The organism is Edaphovirga cremea (assembly GCF_003332275.1).
Lineage (GTDB): Bacteria > Pseudomonadota > Gammaproteobacteria > Enterobacterales > Enterobacteriaceae > Edaphovirga > Edaphovirga cremea.
This window is the reverse complement of the sequence record NZ_QOVA01000029.1, coordinates 1-21034: the sequence shown is the minus strand read 5'-3', so window position 1 is coordinate 21034 and position 21034 is coordinate 1. Positions and strand designations below refer to the sequence as shown.

The window sequence follows — 21034 nt, the reverse complement described above, 5'->3', positions numbered from 1 at the left end:
CGTTGATGCCCGCGCATCCTGATTGCTTCGCCTCCTGCGAAAATCCTTCTAAAATCATTGAGTTGCATTGGTCACCCTGTACCGTGATTTATTGGTGTTTACGTTACTCCTTTTGCTGAAAAGTCACGCGCATAACGGTTGTTTGTTTAGGAAAATAACAAGTTTAAAAAACATCCAGTTTTAGAAAGCAATCATTTTTAGAAAGCAATGCGTTTTAAAAGGTAACGAATTTACAAGGTGATAGATTTCACCGGAAAAAAGAGAGGAAAAATGTTGCTAAGAATCAAGCCGAAATTGGCTTGTCACCCACCGACGACACTGTTCCGATTCATCCTGTTGCTGCTGTTCTGGTTGATGCTGCCACAGGCCCAGGCCGCCCCCGTTGCAGGAGCGCCGCCCCAGCAAAGTGCCAGTACTGAAAAAGAGAATCAGCAAGCCTATACCGCTCTGGCCGATATTTTACAAGATGACAAAGCCCGCGCTCAATTGATTGAACACCTCCGCGCCGCCTCCAACGAAAAAGCACCCGCTGCGACCAGCGAACCCAAGACGTCAGACACTCGTCCCGCCCCGGTCGCCACGCTATTGGACAGCCTGACCACTCTGACGCAGAACACCTTTTCGCACGCCACGCAAAAGTTACAGACGTTAAAACAGACGATTGACTCTGGCCCCAAAAGAACGTTTCACAGTCAGACTTTTTTCCGCGCCTTGACCTACTTTCTCGCCACGGTCGTCGCGACCTTTGTGCTGTTCCATCTGCTGCGCTTTCTGATTGGCCCCATCTATCGACGGATGGGTAGTTGGGGGCATAATGCCCGCCTCGCGTCTGGCCCCTGGTATAAATTACCGGCCAGCATTCTGGCTGCTTTTACCATCGATATCGCCCTGGTTGCTATGGCCGTGACCGCTGGCAATATCTTTTCGCAATATGTGAACGGTGGTAGTCCCGTTGTCGCCCGCCAGCAGGCCCTGTTTCTTAGCGCCTTTGCCATTATCGAATTTTTCAAAGCCGTATTGCGCCTGATTTTCTCCCCCAACTTCGACTATTTGCGGCCTTTTCCTATCAGTGACGCGACGGCACGTTATTGGAATAGACGTTTAGCCTGGGTGAGCGGCTTAATCGGGTATTCGCTGATGGTGGTTGTGCCGATCGTCGCCATGCGAATCAGTTATCAGGTAGCGGCGCTGGTGAATTTTGTGGTAATGCTGGCCTTGACCCTCTATGCCATCGGGTTGGTAGCGCAAAATTACAGAATCATCCAAAACGAAATCAACCAACTCGCTGAACGCTCCATGGCATTTTTCAGCGTAATCCTGCGTGGGCTGGGCCACGTATGGCACCTGCTGGCCATCGCCTACTTCGTGGTGCTTTTTTTCCTGTCGCAGTTCGATGCCCCCGACAGCCTGACGTTCATGATGGGCGCCACAGTGAAAAGTCTGCTGGTGATTGGCGTGGGGGTGTTGGTTTCAGGACTGATGTCACGCTGGATCCTGCGCCGTATTTCACTGCCTGACGATCTGAACCGCCGCTATCCGCTGTTGGAGAAACGGGTTAACTCCTACATTCCCAGTGGCTTGAAGATCCTGCGGGTCATTGTCGTTCTGGCCGTTACGCTCTCTCTGCTCGATGCCTGGCATGTTTTCAACCTGACCCAATGGTTCAGTACTGAAAGCGGTGAGCGGGTGGTCGGCGGGCTGGTACATATTCTGCTGATCCTGTTTATCGCCACGTTCAGTTGGACGATTCTGGCGAGCATTATTGAACACCGTCTGGTGCTGGAGATGAGCAATGGCATGCGGCCAAGCGCCCGTGAACGCACGCTCCTGACGCTGTTTCGTAACGTGTTGGCGATTGTGATCAGCACCATTACCATCATGATCATTCTGTCGCAGATCGGGTTGAATATTGCGCCGCTGCTGGCCGGTGCGGGTGCACTGGGTCTGGCGATCAGTTTCGGCGCGCAAACGCTGGTTAAAGACGTAATAACAGGTGTCTTCATCCAATTTGAAAACGGCATGAATACGGGTGAATACGTGACTGCGGGTGGGGTAACCGGCACCGTTGAGCAAATGACGATTCGTTCCATCGGATTACGCGACGACTTCGGGGTCTATCACATCGTCCCCTACTCGTCGATCACTACAGTGGCGAACTATGCGCGGGAATTTGGCGTCTATCGCGCCAACTATACCGTCAACCGCGATGAAAATATTGACCACGTCAATGAAGTGCTGCGTGCTGCCATTGACGAGTTGAAAAAGGACACCAGCCTGCGGATATTCCTGATCGGTGAGCCGGTGTTCAACGGTGTCGTCGCGTTGGGCGATCACTCCTTCACCACCCGCGTCACGGTCAGGACGCAAGCATTGAAGCAGTGGACCATTCAGTACGCGCTGGATCGGTTGGTGAAAATGCATTTTCAGGCGGCCGGTATTACTACGCCACAGCAGGCGGTGCAGGTTTCGTATAAAGACGCTTCGCCAGAGGATGCCCGGCCTGAACGGCCCGCATCTGCGGAGCGAAGTATTTCGACACTTTGCCCTAAATAATTCGAGTTGCAGAAAGGCGACAAGGCCGAAAATCCCCAGGAGCATAGATTACTATGTGACTGGGGTTTGAGGCCGCAGTCAACGCATCTGCGGCTCGAAGTATGACGGGCAAACTAGCGCCAGCGTTGCGACCAGGCTAACTGCTGTTTCTCGCTCAGGAAAGTCCAGGCGATGAAACGGCTGATTTTCTGCCCTTGCGCCATATCGATGGTGCGGATATCCGTGGCACCCACCTCTTCCAGAGCGGCGTAAATCAGTGGCAACGTGGTTTTCTTGGACACCAGCGAGGTGAACCAGAAGCAGTTCTGCTTCATGCTGGCGCTCTCTTCGACCATTTTGCTGACGAAGGCTTCTTCTCCGCCCTCGCACCACAATTCGGTGTTCTGACCGCCAAAGTTGAGTACGGGCGCGCCGTCTGGATTGCCTTGCCCAAGGTTCTGGCGTTTACGACGAGTACCTGATGCGGCCTCTTCTGCCGAGGCGTGGAATGGCGGATTGCACAGCATGGCGTCATAGATTTCATTAGGACGAACGACGCCTTGCAGGATCTGCGGTGGGTTCTTTTGCAGACGCAAGCGCACATTGTGCAGCAGCAGGGAGTTCCCGGCGATAATCTGTTTGGCCGAGGCCAATGCGACCTCATCGATATCGCTGCCGGTAAAACGCCAGCCGTACTCATGCAAGCCAATGATGGGATAGATGCAGTTGGCACCGATACCCACATCCAGAATGGCAATATTTTTACCCTGAGGAATAACGCCGCCGTTGCAACTGGCGAGCAGATCGGCCAGATGATGCAGGTAATCGGCGCGCCCCGGAATTGGCGGACACAAATAGCCAGCCGGAATATCCCACTGTTCTATCTGATAAAAATGGCGCAGCAATGCCCGGTTCAGCGCTTTCACTGCGGCGGGATCGGCGAAATCCACCGACAGATCGCCCCAGGCATTGTTCGCGACATAATTACCCAGTTCAGGGCTGCTGGCGATGAGCGCCGGAAAATCGTAGCGGTTGCGATGACGATTACGCGCATGAAGTCCGCTTTTTTCCTGCGGGAAGGTTTTCTTTTTTTCCACCGTACTGTCTCTCAAGGCAAACATTTTCTGCCGCGTAAGATAGCACATCTTGACTCGCGGCGTGGCGTTGCTGTCGTGATGATTGGCGTATTGCGGCGCTGGACGGCCAACAGAACTCGCGCTGGGGGGCCGAGCGCCTATTACAACATCTCGGAAGATCTGCGTTTCGATCTTATCCGCCCCGACGCGCGCTGAAGTCCGCTTTGCTGGCTTACGGATATTCGCGGTGAATGAATGCCGCGAATGCTTCACACATCACCCGATCGCCATGGGCATTGTCCGCCAGAACGCGGCTGCCATCGACGATACGGATATGCGCCTGCAAATCAAAATCCGCTGCACCTTGCGAACGCGTCGCCAGACCGGCGATAGCGGCTTGCGCATTCTGCCACGCCTGCGCCACGGTCTGGTTACAGGCCCGCGCCAGATAATCAGGATTGAATCCTTCTCCCGTCAGGCAGCGCAACGTATCGTCATGACTGACGCTGTTGCCCGGACGCCAGTAATGCTGCGCCAAATCTGGGCCGATCGCTGGGTTGTCACTCAGATAACCATCGCGTTGCAGGAAGAAATGCCGGGTCTGTTCCACCGCCATCAGTGCCAGCAGATAGCCTTGATAAGAGCAGGCGGACTCCATTGACAGCAAATGCGGAATCGCCAGCGTTGGGCGCGGACTGCCGCTGATCCCCAGAATGCGTTCCTCAACCTCACGCGCCAGCGCGGTGATCGCCTCGGGCGTTCTCTCTTCGTCACTCCATTGATACAGCGCCCATTCAAAATACGGCACCAGCAGGATGTGGCGTTCATTGAAAGCGCGCATAGGCTGGCGGGCAGCAATGCTCTGTTCGATCAACGCATCGGGAATCACTTCGCCGCTGCTGTTTTTCGCATAGCGTTTCAGCCAGTCCGCATCATCCAGCAGACTGTCGCAGAACATGGATTGCGTTTCGGCATAAGCCATTGACGTCGGCGGAAATTCCTGGGAAAAACACGGCGCGTTCTGCCGGATGTTGGCAAAGTGCGCGGCATGACCGCCTTCGTGGAACAGCGTGTTCAGGCCATTGGCACCGCTACCAATCTGGTCGGGTTTCGCCAGACTGGTGAAGTTGATTTTTGCCGGAACCCACTGTTCCTGATTGTAAAATGGTGGGATCGGCCCATGCATGAAGCCGTTTTCATATTTCCCGGCGCGTACCAGCAGATCGAGCTGCATTTCTGCGCCACCAAAACCGATATGCAGACGTTTGAAGCTGTTTATCCAGCGCTCAAGCGACTGCGCAAACGGGAAATAGGGATCGAGTTGACGGGTGACATCCCCGGCGCTGGCGTAGCGGATGTTCCACGGCTCCAATACCGACGACCCTTTTTTCGCCGCCAGTTCGCTCAGGCTGCGACGATTCGCCTCGCGGGTCTGTTCTTCAAAGCGATCCAGAATGGCAAACAGCACTTCCGGCGTCATGCGCTCGGTTTTGTTTACCTTGTAGTCAAAGTAGTTGCGGTAGCCCACCTGCCGCGCAAAGCGATTGCGCAAGCCAATCAATTCCGGCAGACCATTATTCAGTAACCACTGTTCCAAATCGCGCAGTGCAACCTGCGAACTTTGGCGATATTCTTCGTTGTCGTTGGTGGCCTGATTGGTGAGCAACTCACCCAGCGACGCGGGAACGCGTTCACCCGCCGCATTGAGATGCGTGACCTGATACTGCTTGCGACGCGAATAGAGATCCGCTTCGGCGTTGATAATCTCTTCAAGCAGGGTTTGCGCCTGGGGATCTTCAATGGCGTTACAATCAAAAAAACGGTACCAGCCGCGCAGGCCATGCAGCAGCGCCTCACCGCGTTCGTCACGCTTTTGCTGTTCGAGTTCGCCAATATATCCGCGCAACTCGGCCAGGCGGCGAGGTTCCGCGATAAAACGTTTGTAGGTATTTTCGGCCTCGGCGTAAGCTGCGGACACGTTGCTGTCACCCGTCCCCATGTAGTTTTGCCAGAAAAGCTCTTCTTTATTTTTATGGACTGCAAGGTAGTCCTGATTCAACGCGTTGAAATAAGTCAGTGCCTGTTGCATTCGTGCCCTCTTGGCGAAGTGATGGGATGAAACAAAGAATCTGTCCGATGAGGAACAGATTCTTATTGCAGTCTAGCACTGTCGTATCAACAGATCACAGCGAGGGCGACGCTAGCGTTTCGCTTCAACATGCGGGGTCTCTGAACGAATCAGGAATTGGCGGGTGACCTCTGGCAGATTGTCATAAAGCCATTGCGCCATGGCTTTTTCCTGTTCGAGAATCTGTTCAAATATGCGTTTCCCTTCGGTGTCGCCGACTAATTCCGCGGCGGCAATGAGTGACGAATAGGAGGCTATTTCCAGATTTTCAAAAACGTAGCCGCTGATAGCGCCTTTGACGACTTCATCGCTGGCGAATAGGCCACCCATCGCCTGCCCCATGGCCGCCACTTTTCCGGTGAAATCCTTGAACGTCGAACTGGAGGTGTCAAAGCGATCGATCACCGTTTTCACCAGGCGTTGCTGCTCTTGCGTCTCTTGAATATGCTGATGAATACGTGCCTCAAGTGCTGGATAATGTTCCAAACGATCGGCCATTTTTTTCAGCATTGTTTCCGCTTGCTCTTCCATTGCATGCGCATCGCGCACCCAATCAAGATAATTTTCCAATTTATCAGTCATATTTTCTCTCACTATTATTTATGGTGTTACTATTTATTTATCGCGTAATAACGATTCATAACGTAATTAACATTATTCACAATATTAAGTGTAGTCACCCATGCGTATCCTGCCAAATAATAATGATTTCAAGAAAATTCCCACTTTAAATAAATAGTATGAGATCGCCTATAATAACTGACAAATCATAAACTTGAGGTGATAATTTAATGCATATAAAATAAAGTGGCGTAAAGCTTATTTTCAAGTTACTGTTATTTCATCACATCAGCATTAAATATTTTTCCGCTAGTTCTATTTCGATAATTATGATATAAGAATCATCCTATTTAAAATGGTTATTACTTTATTTAATTGAGATTATAATCAACTGATTTTCTTGGATAATAATTAGAGTAAAACATTAAGTTGTATTACTCAACTTCCTGACTACGCTTAATCTGTCTATGAATTAAAATAGACATCTTGAAATGCAAATAATTGTTTTATCTAACGCTAACTGAGGATAACAGCATGACTATCAAGACGCTTAAAGATCTCTTTATTCATGATCTGTCTGACGTTTATAGTGCCGAAAAACAAATGGCCAAGGCGCTTCCTAAAATGGCCAGAGCCGCTGAAGATCCTAAATTGGTAGAGGCTTTTAAATTGCACCTGGAAGAAACACAGGGGCAAATTGAACGGCTGGATAAAATTATTGAATCAACCCCTGACCTTCGTCTTAAACGAATGAAATGTATGGCAATGGAAGGATTGGTGGAAGAGGGGCAGGAAATTATGGATTCGGTCGAAAAAGGTCCGGTACGTGATTCAGGGCTTATTGGCGCAGCGCAGAAAGTTGAGCACTATGAAATCGCCTCTTACGGTACGCTTTGTGCACTCGCTGAAAAGCTGGGCTATACCGAGGCCAAAAAACTTCTGGGTGAAACGCTGCAAGAAGAAAAATCAACTGATGAAAAATTAACGCTGATCGCGTCCAAACAAGGGAGTCTGGAAACGGTAAGCAAGTAACCTGTAGTGCCATAAGTAGTGCCATAAGTAGTGCTATAAGTAGTGCCACAAATTGAGGCAGTGAATGGCTGCGTCCGTACACTGAGATATCATTGCTCGCGGACGCAGCTTTTATCCTTATAGCATTTGCTCTTACAACATTTCAGCTACGCGTGCTCTGGCAGTTTCCATGTTTTCACACTCGCCGGTAGCAACGAGGCAGCAAGCCAATTGGGTTATTATCGCTGCGGGAATGGGCGCGTCACCAGCCAGACAGCGCTCGATCCAACGCGCGGTGGTCTGCGCGTCTTTTGCTGCGGGGAGATCCATTTCACCGCTATAATCCAGTCGATCCACCAACACCCGCTGCTCGCCAGCACCGATCAAATGCATTTGCGGGCAGCGCTGCGGATTGGCGTAGGCTTCCCCTTCCGTTCCCTGCATCAGCAATCCCAGCCCCTCAACCTGACGGAAGAACGACGCAACGCGTCCGACATATTCCGGATGGGATACGCTGGAAAGGCGCAGCGCATTCTGACCCGCATTTGTATCAATAGGATTTTCAACGAAGGGCGTCGCCAGCTTTGCCAGGGTGTGGGCGCTGTTTCGCACACCCATTCGCCAGCGCAGTTGCAGCTGTTTTTCCATGGGTGGGCAGAGCAATGAGATAGGGATAAACAGGGGGCGAGCGCCTTCAAGCTGTTTTTGCGCCTGTTCCTGGCTGTGGGTCCATTCGATTCCCAACTCACGAAAGATTTCGGCGCTGGTGACGCGGGTTGGATCGTCAGTGACGCCATGAACCACCACAGGAAAACCCAGTCTGGCCAGCAATAGCGCCAGCAGCGGCGTCAGGTTTGCCTGTTTGCGCGCACCGTTATAGCTGGGGATCACGACAGGCATCGGTTTACCCGCAGGGGCGACAAGGTGCATCACCTGCTCTTCCATCGCCTGATAGAACCCGAGCATTTCAGCTTCGGCTTCCCCCTTGATACGCAGCGCAATCAGAATGCCCCCCAGCTCCAGTTCCGGGACGTCACCGCTGAGCATATTGCGATACAACGCCAATGCAGTTTCCTGATCCAGGTCGCGGGCATGATTCTTCCCGCGGCCAATTTCTTTAATGATTTTGGTGTAATCCATGGTGTTGCCAGTAGAGGGGAGTTATGGGGGATAGGATAAGGGATGGGGGGCGTTTGTGCTATTGGGAGTTTACATTGGCATTATGCTGATTGTTTTGGGGGAGGCGCCCCCAAACCCGCAATTGCCCACTGCATGGGGGCCTTCGGTTGTCATGGTGGATTTGATTTCTCAAGGTGGTTGGTTTTAAAGCAGGTTTCGGTTGAGATTAGTTTTGTTTTCTACTTGAGGTTTAGACGCGAGCATTAAAAGAAGGCTCTGTTGGTTGGATGCTTTGGCTTGGTTTTCTTTCTTCTGCTGTGAAGCAGGGGACTTTCACCTTGAGTCGAAATTAAGGCCAAAAGATAGATTTGTTGGTTGAACGCTTGGACTATGTTGTTGTTCTTTAAGTGTGAAGATTGGCGTTCAAGCAAGGGGCGAAGCGCGCCCCCTGCACCCGCGCTTTCCGCAGCATTCATTGCCCGCGTTGCGGGTCCCCTCGGTTGTCATTCCGGCGGACGGGTCGGCTTTAGGCTACAGGTCCCTGTAGCCGAACGCCTTTCGCCGCCATCCTTGGCGGCTCATCCCTGCCTGCATTCCGCCCTCAGCAATTCATGATGCTCGGGGTAGTTCAACGTCAAAATAAACTTTGTATCTCAATGTCTACGAACGTCAAAAGATAGCTCTGTTGGTTAGATGCCTACACTATGGTTTTGTTCTGTTAGTGTGAAGATCGGCATCTAAGCAGGGGGCGAAGCGCGCCCCCTGCACCCGCGCTTTCCGCAGCATTCATTGCCCGCGTTGCGGGTCCCCTCGGTTGTCATTCCGGCGGACGGGTCGGCGTCCTGGCGGCTCATCCCTGCCTGCATTCCGCCCTCAGCAATTCATGATGCTCGGGGGAGTTCAACGTCAAAATAAACTTTGTATCTCAATGTCTACGAACGTCAAAAGATAGCTCTGTTGGTTAGATGCCTACACTATGGTTTTGTTCTGTTAGTGTGAAGATCGGCATCTAAGCAGGGGGCGAAGCGCGCCCCCTGCACCCGCGCTTTCCGCAGCATGAATTGCCCGCGTTGCGGGTTCCTTCGGTTGTCATTCCGGCGGACGGGTCGGCTTTAGGCTACAGGTCCCTGTAGCCGGACGCCTTTCGCCGCCATCCTGGCGGCTCATCCCTGCCTGCATTCCGCCCTCAGCAATTCATGATGCTCGGGGGAGTTCAACGTCAAAATAAACTTTGTATCTCAATGTCTACGAACGTCAAAAGTTAGCTCTGTTGGTTGAACGCCAAACTTCACATTAATAGAATGATATCAAGGCCAAAGCGTTCAACCAACAAAACCTTCTTTTAACGCTCGCGTCCAATGAGATGTAAGGTTCAAGTAGATCAGACCATCTCATCCCCGATGACATGATTATATTTACTCGTAACAACGAGATTAACTCACCCTATTTTATCGCTTTCTCGGTTTTCTCCCCGGCGTTTTTTTAATCGCTGATTTTGCGGCACGCGCCGCAGCGGACTTCACCGCTTCTTTCACTTCCGCTGGCATCACCCGCTGTTCAATCGGGAAAACCGGCAATGCCGCAAGCAGGCGCGGACCATAACCTTTGCTGATTAACCGTCGATCGTAAATCACGATTTCACCGTGGCATTCATGACTGCGAATCAATCGCCCTACCTGCTGAATCAGATTGAATGAGGCACTCGGCAGACTCTGCACTTCAAAAGGATAGCGCTTCAACGACTTCAACCACTCCCCCTCGGTCACAATCACCGGGCTGTCAATTGGCGGGAAAGCGATCTTGTGAATATGCACCTGGGTCAGTAATTCACCCTTCAGATCCAACCCTTCGGCAAAAGATTGCAAACCGATTAAAACGCTGGTTTGTCCGGCTGTCACCCGCTTGCGATGCTCCTCCACCAACCGGTAACGGGGCTGATCGCCCTGTACCAACAGCATCAGCCGCAAATCGGTGACGTGAGTAAGAAATGTTTGCATCGCCCGATTGCTGGCAAACAAAACCAGCATGCCTTTATGCTTTTCCGTTGCCAGTTCGGCACGGAAGAAGCGCGCCATCTCTGCCAAATGCTCGGCCTCGGTTGCCATCGACGGCTCGAAACGCATCTCCGGGATCACCAGTTTACCCTGGGTCACGTGATTGAACGGCGAATCCAGCGTGATGAATTCATCGCCCGCTTTCTCGCTCAAGCCGCTCAATTCCTGAAGCCGCGCAAAACTGTTCAGCGAACGCAACGTCGCGGAGGTCACCACCACATGCGGCACTTTACGCCACAGCATTTTTTCAAGCTGATCGCTGACGCGAATACCCACGCAGTGGAAATAGAGATGAGTCACGTTATCACGCACGTCACGCGTCACCCATTTACTGATCGGCGCGTTGGAGGCTTTCTCCAGCGCCGCCAAACGCCAGAGCTTGCTCATCGCTTCCAGATAACCCAACGTCCGGCTCATCTGAATGATCGAACGGTGCAATCGCACAATGTCATGTTTGCCGGTTTTCTCGCTCAGATCGTTGAGCATAAACTCGGCCAGACCGCGCAGGGCATCGGTCAGCTTGAACAGGCGGGCGCAGAGCGACACCAGATCCGGGGTCAACTCGCCCATCTCAAAACGGTATTCAGCCACCGGGGTATCTGCGGGAAGATAGGCCGTCATGTGCTGTTCAACCAGCAGCAGCAGTTCCCGCATCTCTTCACAGTGGTTTTTCAGTCGCTCCGGATTCGTCAGCGGCGGCGGGTTCTTGGGCGCAAACTGCGCCATACATAGCTCGATTTGCCGGGCGATCATATCAAGTTGCAGATTGCTGGAAAGTGCAGTGATCTCCCCTTCCATCTCCAGCGCATCGCGCGCCACATCCGGTAAATGATGACCCTCATCCAGCACCAGCAACAGATCTTTGGCCGGGGGCAGCACCGAATCTGATTCCAGCGCGGCCATCACCAACGCATGGTTTGCCACGACCACATCAGCAGATTCGATCTCTTTGCGCGCTACAAAATAGGGACACTCACGAAAATAGTGACAGTTACGACTCAAACAATTGGCTTTATCGGTACTGAGTTTCGCCCACAGCGAATCGCCAATCGATTGCGGATGATGGTCGCGCAAGCCATCCCATTCATAACTGTTCAGAGATTTCGCCAGTTTGACGCACGTCGCCTGCTCCTCGCCGCTAGACGGAGCCAGTTCATCCCCCAGAAATAACGCCAAATCCCCCTGCCCGGCGACATCGGTTCCCATCGCCGCCAGATTACGCGGGCAAACATAGCGGCCACGGCCAAACGCCCCGGTGAATTTAAGATCGGGAATGATTTTTTTCAGCAAGGGGAGATCTTTACTGAAGATCTGATCCTGCAAAGCCACGTTCGCGGTACTCACGATCAGCGGCTTGCTTTCGGCGCGGCCAACCGCAATCCCCGGTATCAGGTAGGAGAGCGTTTTCCCCACGCCCGTCGGCGCTTCGATTGCCAGATGGCGGCCATTTTCGCCGGAAAGCGTTTTAGCCACTTCGGCGATCATCTGGCGTTGGGGAGCCCGGGAAATGAAATCCGGAATCTGTTGATGCAGGGCTTTGTACCACTGGCTAATCTGGTCTTTAAGTGCGGAGGACAGCGCCATTTATATCTTATTCAAACGAAATGTTGAGCCTATTGTCCCACAGTCAGCCCGACGCGTCTGTATGCAAAACCAGCAATAAGACCCTGCGATGAGTTGTGCCAACGCAGAAAATCAAAATAGTTATGCAAAGCCAAAATGGTCATGTAAACCCAGATTAGCTATGCAAACTCGGCTTCGAACAGCGCTTCCAGACGAGGGTGCTTCGCAACCTGCGCCGCAATGGCACCAAGTTTCGGACAATGCTCGGCAAACCAGGCTTCACCGGGACGCCAATGACTCATTACGGCGATATAAAGATCGATTGCACAAAACGTTGGGCCAAGAAACCAGGGTCCTTCGGGATCTGCTGCGGCATTCACCTGTTGCCACAACGCTTCACGATGCGCATTGGTGGTATCCGTCAACACCTGCGGGTTTGCAACGCCCGGCAACCACTTTTGCGGCGTGTCGCCGTAAGTGAACGTCGGGTAAATTGCGGTATTGATCAGCATCAGCCAGCGGAGAAAAGCGGGAAAGTGGATTTCACCGGAAGGAACCAGCCCTGCCAGCGGCCAGCGGATATGCAACAGCAGAATTATCGCCGCGCTTTCTGTCATGACCGTACCGTCTGGCAGCAGCAGTGTCGGTACTTGTCCCAGCGGATTAAGTTCCAGCAGGCGATCGCGTTCAGGACAATCTTTGCTGTAGTCCACTTCCTGATAATGATAAGGCAATTTCGACAGCTCCAATGCTGCTGCAACCAGTGCCGAGCCACAGCCGCGGTTGCCAAACAAAGTATAAGTTCCGCTCATAGTTATGCTCCTTTTTCAACGCACGATTGCACGGTAACTGCGGTAACTGTAGTTCATAACCCGTATTAATTCCCCTATATAGTCTGCAAATTTTTAGCCTGATAAGCATTTAACTGCAAATTAAAACAGTGCACTGTCTGTATTCCGAAACCTGCAACCTTACGCCTAATTCAGGTACTGCCGTTATTAATCACGTCTCCACCAGCGTCAGCGATTTCGCTAATAATCAGTGGGTTCGCTAATAAAAAACAAAACGTCGAAGTGGTTGCACAATATCCGTTTGAAAATGGCTTACGTCCTTCCTTGGGCTATGTTCAGTCCAAAGGAAAGGATATTGAACGTGATTATATTCACTGCGCTTAAGTCGCTTGAATGCTATTAAAAAAATTGTCGGGGAGTCCCCGGCCTTTTTGTTCTGTGAATGACATGGCGTAAAATCTTGCTTAAGCAATTTATAGATCACGCCATCCAGAGACGATCGCAATCTGCTTTTGCCGGTTAATTTTCATCGACAGGAATAATGGAGATTTTGCCGTTTCTCTCCAGAATGGCGTATTTGATCTGTTCCAACCGCTCCAGCCCCTGTTGGGTCCTCGCGGTCTCCATAATATCGTCTTGCGATATCTGTAGTTTGTACATGCGTTTTATCAGCAATGTCCCGCTTTCGACCAAAATGACTGGCGAGCCATCCACAAAAGCATCGACCGCAGGAAAGCGGTTTTTGAGCAGCGAGAAGGCAATATCAATCACGATCAGGGTAATGATGGTCAGCGCCGCCCCGGTTACCGAGAAATCCTGCCCCAACAGCGCCTGCTGTGTCGCCTCGCTGATGATCAGCAAGAGAATAAAATCAAACGCATTCATCTCCAACAGCGTGCGGCGACCGGCAATTTTCAACACAATAAACAACAGCAGGTACATCGCTGCGGCACGAATTACCATCTCCATAGACGCTCCTTTCAGGGATAAACCAACTGGGAAAAATGAACGGGATCTGCGCCCTGCATCTCGATGATATTATTGAAATAACCAAAAGATTTTGGCCGCAGTGAAAGGTAAACGGCCCGCCATTCATCCTTCTTGCCTGCGGGCAGTGTGATATGCAGTTGGTGATCTTTGCTGTCTGTTGCTGCCGATTGGGGCTGCAGGGTTTCGATTTCAAAATTGTCCATCAAATCACCCGACAGCGTGACGACGATCTGTTCTTTACCGATGTTTTTCGCGCGGATAACCAATGGGATCTCCGACGTTTCACGGGCAAAATGCTGATACTCCACGCGCAAAGTATCTTGCGAATTACTCACGACGCGATCGCTCAGCCATCCGTTGGAGAAAACCCCCAGTAAGGCGGCAATGATGATCGCCACCAGCATAAAAAAGCCCAGACGCTGGAATCGCCAGGCTGTGAGTAATCGCCCCATGTTCTCGGTTACTGGGTATTGCCTATCACTGAATTCGTTTTTTTCTTGTTGAGTCATACGTCGCCTCTGTGTAAAAAAGTGGTCTCCCGATAAAATACTTTGTCCCGATATAACAAAAATATGTGGTACAAAATTGTACCCATTTAAAAATGCATACAGGATGGCATTCCGGCTACAGTTATCTAATACAAATTTGTAGGAGCTTAAAACGCATTATGACCCTCTATAGTATTGGTGAGATTACGAGTATTTGCGGGATTAATCCCGTGACGCTGCGCGCATGGCAACGACGCTATGGATTGATCAAACCGCAGAGGACGGAAGGCGGACACCGGCTTTACAGTGAGGATGACTTGAGTCGCATCCGCACGATTCTCTCCTGGCTTAATCGTGGCGTACCGATTGGTCAGATTCGGGCATTGCTGGATGGTGATATTACCGAACCCGAGACTGTATCGATCCATGCCAGCGATCGGCTGCTGGAAGCGCTGCAACTGTCGAATACCGATAAGCTGCGCACCATGCTGCGGGATCTGGGCAAGGATTATCCGACCAGGGCATTGGTGGACACTATTTTGCGCCCACTGCGCCAGCGCCTTGGCGGCGGCGGTTCACAACTGCTGACGATGCGGGCGCTATTGGACGGCGTGATTATCGAATACGTCTCTTTTTGCCTGAATGCAGGGCGCAAAACCCGCGGGCCAAAAGCCATCATGATTGCGTGGGGACAGATTGATCGCACCGAACTGTGGCTGGAAGCCTTGAAGTGGAATGAAGAAGGCGCACGCGTGGATGTCATGCAAGAATCCCTGGCGGCGCCCTATTTGCAGGGCTTGAAAGCACAGCATCTGGTGCTGTGGGCTGAAGGTCGGTTAACCCAGGTTCAGCGCCAGCAGTTTCTTGCCTGGCAGGTGGCTAACCTGCCAGTGATGCTGCGCGGGAGCGCGGTCAGACTGACCTCTTTCGCAACCAGTGAGATCGAAGAAGAGTAGCTTTTGTTCAGCGTTGATACCCAAAGCACGCAACAAAAAGCTAGGGTTTCACCGACGTTTCCTTGTCCCGGCGAGTGAAAAGGAATTTCCCAAGAGTCACCAGCAATACGGCAGTAATAATGATCGCCAATGCCAGCCATTCGACGGGTGACAACCATTCACCCGCGAAGCCAATACCAAGCAATACCGCCACCACCGGATTCACATAGGCGTAGCTGGTGGCAATCGCCGGGCGCACCGTTTTCAGCAGATACATATAGGCGCTGATCGCGACCATCGATCCAAACACGATTAAGTATCCGAGTGCCAGAAAACCGCTGAGCGTCGGCGTTTGTTCCAGACGCTCCCCGGTCAGGAAACTGGTCAGCAGCAGTACGACGCCCGCCACCAGCATCTCCGCCGCACCGGCCATCATGCCCGACGGTAACGTCAGGCGCGAGCTCCAGACCGATCCAAAGGCCCAACTCACCGAGGCCAGTAAAATCAGCACGGCACCCAACGGGTTGCCGATCAGATTATTACCCGTATTCAGCAGCAGAATACCGATCAAGCCAATACCCACTCCGGCCCACTCCAGCCGACTATTGGCCATGCCCCAAAGGCGGCTGAAACAGAGCGTGAACAGCGGCACCGTCGCCACCATCACCGCAGCGATACCAGAAGGAACGTGCATATGTTCAGCGACCGTCACCAGCCCGTTGCCGATCGCCAGCAGCAAAATACCGATCATCCCCGCCGCGAGCCACTGTTTTGCCGTCGGCAGTTCATGGCCGCGCAGCAGCAGGAACGCGAACAGCACCACACCCGCCACAAAATAGCGCACCCCCGCCATCATTAGGGGCGACCAGCTCTCTACCCCGATTCGGATGACAAAATACGTGGAACCCCAGATGAAATAGAGCGCGAACAGCGAGGCTATCAGCAGCCCCAAAGAACGAGAATTTGTTTCTTGCATGTTATTGAATAGATTCGAAAGGATGAAAACACGAAGCCACAGTAAACGTGATCGCCCACGTTGACGCAAATTAATCTGTGCGATCTTGATGCTCCCCGGCATTTTTACCGGGCCCCGCGGTGCCATGCAGGTTGCGTGAGTACTGAAAGGCTCTATAATCGTCAGCAGTGAATTGGAAGGGTCAGAAAATGAATGTGAATGTTAAAAAAATCGTCATTGCACTGTTCGGACTGATGTCCGTTGGCGCGATCGGCGGCGTGATGCTGGCAGGCTACATGATTCTTGTTGGCGAACCGGCTGACAGTGGTTTCCCGAAACCGGTGACCTACAGCCAAAACACCCCTGCCCCAAACGCTGAGTGATTGCGGCTGATTTACCCAAGGCGCACCGCGCCTGTTGAAAGCTGAATTCCTGGCTCACACGCCTTTCTCGCGCCATCCTGCCATATAGCTCGCCCAGCGCTCGAAAACCATATCGACAATAATCGCCAGCAATGCCACCAGCACCGCGCCCTGCATGACGTAAGCCGTGTTGAAACCACTGAGGCCAATGATAATCGGTGAGCCCAGGCTCTGCGTTCCGACAGTGGACGCAATGGCTGCCGTACCGATATTGATGATGACCGAAGTGCGGATACCGGAAATAATCACCGGTGCCGCCAACGGCAATTCAACGCGCGTGAGGATCTGCCAGCGATTCATGCCGACGCCCTGCGCGATCTCCCGCGTGGCGGCCGGAACGGAGTCGATCCCCGCCAGCGTGCCCTGAAGAATCGGCAACAGACCGTAGAGCACCAGCGCAATAATCGCCGGTTTCTCGCTGAAACCCATCACCGGTACGGCAATCGCCAGAACCGCCACCGGCGGAAACGTCTGCCCCATCGCCACCACGGTTTCTATCAGCGAGCGGAACTCACGCCCGGCCCGACGCGTCACGGCAATCCCCGCTGTTACACCTATCAGCACGGCGATAAGACTGGACAGGCTCACCAGCAGCAAATGGGCTTTGACCAGCGAAAAAAAACTGTCCTGCTGGTATACCGGGCGCTGCAAATCGGGAAACAACCAGTGGAAAAAACCGCCCAATGAGGTCATGCCGAAAATCAACGCCAGCAATAACGCCAGCGTCCACGGCAAGGGATCGCGCAACCACCGGAGCCAGCGGGGGGAATCAGCGTGTGGCAGTGGATTGCTCATGCAGCCCTCCTTTTGCCACCAGATCGCTGAAATGCAAAACCCCGATCGGCGCACCGTTTTCATCGACCACTGGCAACCGCTCAGTGCGGCGGGAGACAAAAATCGACAGCGCCTCACGCAATGACAGCGTGCCCGGAATGGGCTCGCCATCCACCTGCTCACCGCGCCTGACGCGCTCCACCGCCATGCCGAGCGACAGTAATTTTATGCCCACGTCGCTGCGGCCAAAGAAATCGCGCACGAAAGGCGTCGCCGGTGCCGTCAGCAATTCGAGGGGCGTGCCTTGCTGCACCACCTGGCCCTGCTCAAGCAACACAATGCGATCGGCCAGCGCCAATGCCTCGTCGATATCGTGGGTCACCAGCACAATGGTTCGCCCAGAAAGCTGGTGAATGCGCGCCACCTCTTCCTGCAACGTTGCGCGGGTCACCGGATCCAACGCGCCGAACGGTTCATCCATCAACAGCACCTCAGGATCGGCCGCCAACGCCCGCGCCACGCCGACCCGCTGCTGCTGACCGCCGGAAAGCTGGTGCGGATAGCGATAACGAAACTGTTCGGGGTCGAGATTCAGCAACTCAAGCAGTTCGGTCACCCGATCGCGGATCGCCGTGCGCGACCATTTGAGCAGTTGCGGCACCGTGGCGATGTTCTGTTCAACCGTCCAGTGCGGGAAGAGCCCGATCGACTGAATCGCATAACCCATTCTGCGCCGCAGATCCTGCGGTTTGAATTTATGGATCTCTTCCTCGGCAAAGAAAATTTTGCCCTCATCGTGCTCGATAAGGCGGTTAATCATCTTCAGCGTGGTGGATTTACCCGAGCCCGACGTACCAATCAGGACAGTAAACTCCCCTTTGGCGATGTCCAGTGTCAAATCGTTGACCACCGGTTTGCCGTCAAAATATTTACTCACCTGAGAAAAATGAATCATCTGCGCGAGACTTCCATAAGTGAAACGATGAATTTGAATAGCCCGTCAACAACGACGGCCATCACGACAACCGGAATGACGCCCAGCAGCACCAGATCCAGCGCACTGCTCAATAATCCCTGGAACATGATCGCGCCAAACCCACCGGCTCCGATCAACGCCGCCACTACCGCCATCCCGACGGTTTGCACCGAGATGATGCGGATACCACTCAGGATCACCGGTAACGCAATGGGGATCTGCACGCGGGCGAACACCTGCACTTTAGTCATGCCCATACCACGCGCCGACTCAAGCACATTTTCGGGTACGGATTGCATTCCGGCCACAACGCTGCGCACCAGCGGCAGGAGGGAATAGAGCACCAGCGCAATGATCGCCGGGGCGACGCCGATACCGCTAATCCCGTGATCGGCCAGCCAGGGAACCGCCGACGCCAGTCCGGCCAGCGGCGCCAGCAAAAGCCCAAACATGGCGATCGACGGAATGGTCTGGATGATATTCAGCGTGGAGAAAATGGAGGTCTGGAAGCGCGGTGAACGGTAGCAAAACAGGCCAATCGGCAAACCAATCAAAATGGCAGGGATTAGCGTGCCGAAGAGAATGCCCAAATGCTGCCAAAGCGCATTGTTGAACACGTCTTCACGGTTGTAATACTCTTTCATCAGCGACAGTTCGTTCAGTTGCCCGGTGACCAGCAACAGCACCACCGGCAGGCAAACCTGGACGTTGAGCAGCAAGCGCCAACTGTGATTTTGTGTCAGGCGGGAAATCGCGTCGGCGGCAATCAGCTGCGACAGCGCGACGCAGGCCCAGAATCCGCCCCCAAGGGACGTGCGCGTCAGGCTGTCTTCTCCGCCCGATAACGCGACAGCCGTCTGCCCCGCCAGCGCAGTAACGCCCAGCAATAGCAGTTCCGCCATGAGCAGCGTCATCAGCAGATTACGTCGGTTGGGTTGCAGGAAACTCAACACCAGCAGCAACAGCGCAGGAATCAATAACAGTGCACCCAGCCCATTGAGCAGGGTGTACAGTGCAATGCCTTTGCCCGAGATCAACCGGTTCGGGGCATGGCTGAGAAATGCCAATCCCCCGGCGGCAAGAAAAAGCAGAATCACCAGGGCGAACAACACCCGGTTCTTGATAATGTCAGATCCTACAGATCGATCGGGCAACGGTAATCTCCGGTTACGTGCCGCAGCCCTTGCAGACACCGGCACGGTTTTCACCTCGTCCATTTACTTTTTCACAAAGCCTTTTTCTTGCAGGTATTTGGCGGCCACTTTCTTCGCATCCTCACCACCTACGGCAATCTGCGCATTCAGTTTTTGCAGCGTTGGGCCATCCAGCGAATCAAACACCGGCTTGAGCAATTGCGGGATATTTTCATGCTGTTTCAGCACGGCTTCACGGATAATTGGCGTCGGTGCATAGATAGGTTGCACGCCTTTGGTATCTTCCAGCGTCTGCAAGCCCAGTGCCGCAACGGGTCCATCGGTACCGTAGGCCATCGCCGCGTTCACCCCTGACGTCTGTTCTGCCGCAGCTTTGATCGTTACCGCCGTATCGCCCCCGGCCAGTGACAACAGTTGATCCTGCTTGAGATCGAATCCATAGGCTTTCTCAAACGCAGGCAGCGCATCAGGGCGCTCAATGAACTCTGCGGACGCAGCCAGTTTGAACTTACCGCCAGCGTTGATCCATTTGCCCAGATCGCTGAGGGTTTTTAATTTATTCTGTTCAGCCACATCCTGACGAACGGCGATCGTCCAGGTGTTGTTTGCCGGTGACGGGTCCAACCAGACGATTTTATTCTTGTCATAGTCGAGCTTTTTAACTTTCTCATAGCCCGCTTTGGCATCTTTCCACGCCGGATCGCTCTCATCGGAGAAGAAGAATGCGCCGTTGCCGGTATATTCTGGATAGATATCAATTTCGCCCGCCGTTATTGCGCCGCGTAACACTTTGGTGTTGCCGAGCTGCAATTTATTGGTGGTTTTTATGTCGTTCGCTTCCAGCACCTGAATGATGATATTGCCCAGCAGCGATCCTTCCGTATCAATTTTTGAACCAACCCGGACATTATCTGCCGCATGCGCAGCCGTGCCCGTGGCGGCCATGACGGCCAGCGCAATTCCCAGAAAACGCCCACGAAAGGTGGAGTTAGACATAGCGGTTCCTCATTATGCGTTATGAAAATTCGATCTTCCGCTCTGTAGGGCGGAAGATGGGGTGTAACAAAGGATAGTCCAAAATGCCGGGGCTGCCGCGTTATGCCGGAACGACTCGTTCGGCGCTATACAGCCAGCTATCCGGATGCAGATGATATAACAGGAATATTCTGCGGCCTTATGCCGTTTGTATGTTACTTATAGCTATTGTTGTGGGAGGGGGGGAATTGCCCACTGCGTGGGGGCATTTGATGATTGTTGGTTTTGGGGCGGGTTTTGGTTGAGATGAGTTTTGTTATCTGCTTGAGGCTTAGGCGCTAGCATCAAAAGAAGGTTTTGTTGGTTGAACGCGTAGGTTATGTTGTTGTTCTTTAAGTATTAAGTTTGGCGTTCAAGATACCGTCTTGTCACCTTAGTTGGCAAGACGGATTTCTGCATTGAATTTCATTCCTGACTTCAATACTCCATAGGCCAATTGCAAGAGTTTCCTCATTGCCGCGCAAATCCCT

At 52.9% G+C, this 21034-nt stretch carries 16 protein-coding genes and 3 pseudogenes; 6 read left to right on the top strand and 13 right to left on the bottom strand.

Going from position 1 to position 21034, the window contains the following annotated elements; translation table 11 throughout:
- Nucleotides 1–270: 270 nt before the first annotated feature.
- Entirely contained in the window at nucleotides 271–2553 is a 2283-nt protein-coding gene (gene ybiO, locus DRI82_RS21545; RefSeq protein WP_114195959.1) for a mechanosensitive channel protein, read from the top strand.
- A gap of 113 nt (nucleotides 2554–2666) precedes the next feature.
- Here the strand turns inward: ybiO and rlmF are convergent, their stop codons facing one another.
- On the bottom strand, nucleotides 2667–3629 hold the full coding sequence (gene rlmF, locus DRI82_RS21540; protein ID WP_170138744.1) for a 23S rRNA (adenine(1618)-N(6))-methyltransferase RlmF: 963 nt from the start codon (nucleotides 3627–3629) through the stop codon (nucleotides 2667–2669).
- A 117-nt stretch (nucleotides 3630–3746) separates the two neighbouring features.
- Here rlmF and DRI82_RS24450 point away from each other — a divergent pair.
- Nucleotides 3747–3824 (top strand): annotated as a pseudogene (locus DRI82_RS24450) (flavin reductase family protein); the annotation flags it as partial.
- A gap of 16 nt (nucleotides 3825–3840) precedes the next feature.
- Here DRI82_RS24450 and DRI82_RS21530 read toward each other — a convergent pair.
- Together DRI82_RS21530 and DRI82_RS21525 are read right to left on the bottom strand one after the other, a co-directional pair.
- Nucleotides 3841–5697, bottom strand: coding sequence for a M3 family metallopeptidase (locus tag DRI82_RS21530; RefSeq protein ID WP_114195958.1), 1857 nt, complete (start codon nucleotides 5695–5697; stop codon nucleotides 3841–3843).
- A gap of 111 nt (nucleotides 5698–5808) precedes the next feature.
- A complete protein-coding gene (locus tag DRI82_RS21525) occupies nucleotides 5809–6318 on the bottom strand; it encodes a ferritin-like domain-containing protein (protein WP_114195957.1) in 510 nt (169 codons plus the stop codon).
- Between the two features lie 513 nt (nucleotides 6319–6831).
- On the opposite strand from DRI82_RS21525, the gene DRI82_RS21520 reads away from it, so the two are divergent.
- Nucleotides 6832–7329, top strand: a complete 498-nt coding sequence (locus tag DRI82_RS21520; RefSeq protein ID WP_114195956.1) for a YciE/YciF ferroxidase family protein — start codon at nucleotides 6832–6834, stop codon at nucleotides 7327–7329.
- Nucleotides 7330–7461: 132 nt separating this feature from the next.
- Here the strand turns inward: DRI82_RS21520 and ybiB are convergent, their stop codons facing one another.
- The 3 genes from ybiB to DRI82_RS21500 all read right to left on the bottom strand — a co-directional run bounded on the left by ybiB (nucleotide 7462) and on the right by DRI82_RS21500 (nucleotide 12856).
- Nucleotides 7462–8448 (bottom strand): DNA-binding protein YbiB, encoded by a 987-nt coding sequence (ybiB, locus tag DRI82_RS21515; protein WP_114195955.1) that lies wholly within the window; start codon nucleotides 8446–8448, stop codon nucleotides 7462–7464.
- 1427 nt (nucleotides 8449–9875) lie between these two features.
- Entirely contained in the window at nucleotides 9876–12065 is a 2190-nt protein-coding gene (gene dinG / locus DRI82_RS21505; protein WP_114195953.1) for an ATP-dependent DNA helicase DinG, read from the bottom strand.
- 158 nt (nucleotides 12066–12223) lie between these two features.
- Nucleotides 12224–12856: a glutathione S-transferase family protein gene (locus DRI82_RS21500; protein WP_114195952.1), complete on the bottom strand. Its 633-nt coding sequence runs from the start codon at nucleotides 12854–12856 to the stop codon at nucleotides 12224–12226.
- Between the two features lie 222 nt (nucleotides 12857–13078).
- Here DRI82_RS21500 and DRI82_RS21495 point away from each other — a divergent pair.
- Nucleotides 13079–13195, top strand: a pseudogene (locus tag DRI82_RS21495) (porin); the annotation flags it as partial.
- 159 nt (nucleotides 13196–13354) lie between these two features.
- On the opposite strand, the gene DRI82_RS21490 reads toward DRI82_RS21495, so the two are convergent.
- Nucleotides 13355–13804 carry a DUF421 domain-containing protein gene (locus DRI82_RS21490; RefSeq protein WP_114195951.1) on the bottom strand — a complete coding sequence of 150 codons (450 nt, stop codon included), beginning with the start codon at nucleotides 13802–13804 and terminating at the stop codon, nucleotides 13355–13357.
- Between the two features lie 11 nt (nucleotides 13805–13815).
- On the bottom strand, nucleotides 13816–14334 hold the full coding sequence (locus DRI82_RS21485; RefSeq protein ID WP_114195950.1) for a hypothetical protein: 519 nt from the start codon (nucleotides 14332–14334) through the stop codon (nucleotides 13816–13818).
- Nucleotides 14335–14492: 158 nt separating this feature from the next.
- Between DRI82_RS21485 and DRI82_RS21480 the strand changes: the two genes are divergently transcribed.
- Nucleotides 14493–15269 (top strand): MerR family transcriptional regulator, encoded by a 777-nt coding sequence (locus tag DRI82_RS21480; RefSeq protein ID WP_114195949.1) that lies wholly within the window; start codon nucleotides 14493–14495, stop codon nucleotides 15267–15269.
- A gap of 40 nt (nucleotides 15270–15309) precedes the next feature.
- Here the strand turns inward: DRI82_RS21480 and yedA are convergent, their stop codons facing one another.
- Nucleotides 15310–16224 (bottom strand): drug/metabolite exporter YedA, encoded by a 915-nt coding sequence (gene yedA / locus DRI82_RS21475; protein ID WP_114195980.1) that lies wholly within the window; start codon nucleotides 16222–16224, stop codon nucleotides 15310–15312.
- Nucleotides 16225–16418: 194 nt separating this feature from the next.
- Here yedA and DRI82_RS24620 point away from each other — a divergent pair.
- A pseudogene (locus DRI82_RS24620) lies at nucleotides 16419–16511 on the top strand (hypothetical protein); the annotation flags it as partial.
- 129 nt (nucleotides 16512–16640) lie between these two features.
- On the opposite strand, the gene DRI82_RS21470 reads toward DRI82_RS24620, so the two are convergent.
- From DRI82_RS21470 to osmF, 4 genes are read right to left on the bottom strand one after another with little or no spacing between them, the layout of a single operon-like run.
- Nucleotides 16641–17420 carry an ABC transporter permease gene (locus tag DRI82_RS21470; protein ID WP_114195948.1) on the bottom strand — a complete coding sequence of 260 codons (780 nt, stop codon included), beginning with the start codon at nucleotides 17418–17420 and terminating at the stop codon, nucleotides 16641–16643.
- The gene (locus DRI82_RS21465) at nucleotides 17395–18354 is read right to left on the bottom strand and encodes an ABC transporter ATP-binding protein (RefSeq protein WP_114195947.1); all 960 of its coding nucleotides are present in this window, start codon (nucleotides 18352–18354) and stop codon (nucleotides 17395–17397) included. The genes DRI82_RS21470 and DRI82_RS21465 overlap by 26 nt, the downstream gene beginning before the upstream one ends.
- Complete coding sequence (locus DRI82_RS21460; protein ID WP_114195946.1) at nucleotides 18351–19592, bottom strand: ABC transporter permease; 1242 nt, start codon at nucleotides 19590–19592, stop codon at nucleotides 18351–18353. The genes DRI82_RS21465 and DRI82_RS21460 overlap by 4 nt, the downstream gene beginning before the upstream one ends.
- Nucleotides 19593–20474: a glycine betaine ABC transporter substrate-binding protein OsmF gene (gene osmF / locus DRI82_RS21455; RefSeq protein WP_245956904.1), complete on the bottom strand. Its 882-nt coding sequence runs from the start codon at nucleotides 20472–20474 to the stop codon at nucleotides 19593–19595.
- Nucleotides 20475–21034: the final 560 nt, after the last annotated feature.

Coding starts and splice junctions, on each gene's coding strand:
- ybiO (WP_114195959.1), top strand. CDS start 271: ATGTTGCTAAGAATCAAGCCGAAATTGGCTTGTCACCCACCGACGACA.
- DRI82_RS21530 (WP_114195958.1), bottom strand. CDS start 5,697: ATGCAACAGGCACTGACTTATTTCAACGCGTTGAATCAGGACTACCTT.
- DRI82_RS21525 (WP_114195957.1), bottom strand. CDS start 6,318: ATGACTGATAAATTGGAAAATTATCTTGATTGGGTGCGCGATGCGCAT.
- DRI82_RS21520 (WP_114195956.1), top strand. CDS start 6,832: ATGACTATCAAGACGCTTAAAGATCTCTTTATTCATGATCTGTCTGAC.
- ybiB (WP_114195955.1), bottom strand. CDS start 8,448: ATGGATTACACCAAAATCATTAAAGAAATTGGCCGCGGGAAGAATCAT.
- dinG (WP_114195953.1), bottom strand. CDS start 12,065: ATGGCGCTGTCCTCCGCACTTAAAGACCAGATTAGCCAGTGGTACAAA.
- DRI82_RS21500 (WP_114195952.1), bottom strand. CDS start 12,856: ATGAGCGGAACTTATACTTTGTTTGGCAACCGCGGCTGTGGCTCGGCA.
- DRI82_RS21490 (WP_114195951.1), bottom strand. CDS start 13,804: ATGGAGATGGTAATTCGTGCCGCAGCGATGTACCTGCTGTTGTTTATT.
- DRI82_RS21485 (WP_114195950.1), bottom strand. CDS start 14,334: ATGACTCAACAAGAAAAAAACGAATTCAGTGATAGGCAATACCCAGTA.
- DRI82_RS21480 (WP_114195949.1), top strand. CDS start 14,493: ATGACCCTCTATAGTATTGGTGAGATTACGAGTATTTGCGGGATTAAT.
- yedA (WP_114195980.1), bottom strand. CDS start 16,224: ATGCAAGAAACAAATTCTCGTTCTTTGGGGCTGCTGATAGCCTCGCTG.
- DRI82_RS21470 (WP_114195948.1), bottom strand. CDS start 17,420: ATGAGCAATCCACTGCCACACGCTGATTCCCCCCGCTGGCTCCGGTGG.
- DRI82_RS21465 (WP_114195947.1), bottom strand. CDS start 18,354: ATGATTCATTTTTCTCAGGTGAGTAAATATTTTGACGGCAAACCGGTG.
- DRI82_RS21460 (WP_114195946.1), bottom strand. CDS start 19,592: ATGGACGAGGTGAAAACCGTGCCGGTGTCTGCAAGGGCTGCGGCACGT.
- osmF (WP_245956904.1), bottom strand. CDS start 20,474: ATGGCCGCCACGGGCACGGCTGCGCATGCGGCAGATAATGTCCGGGTT.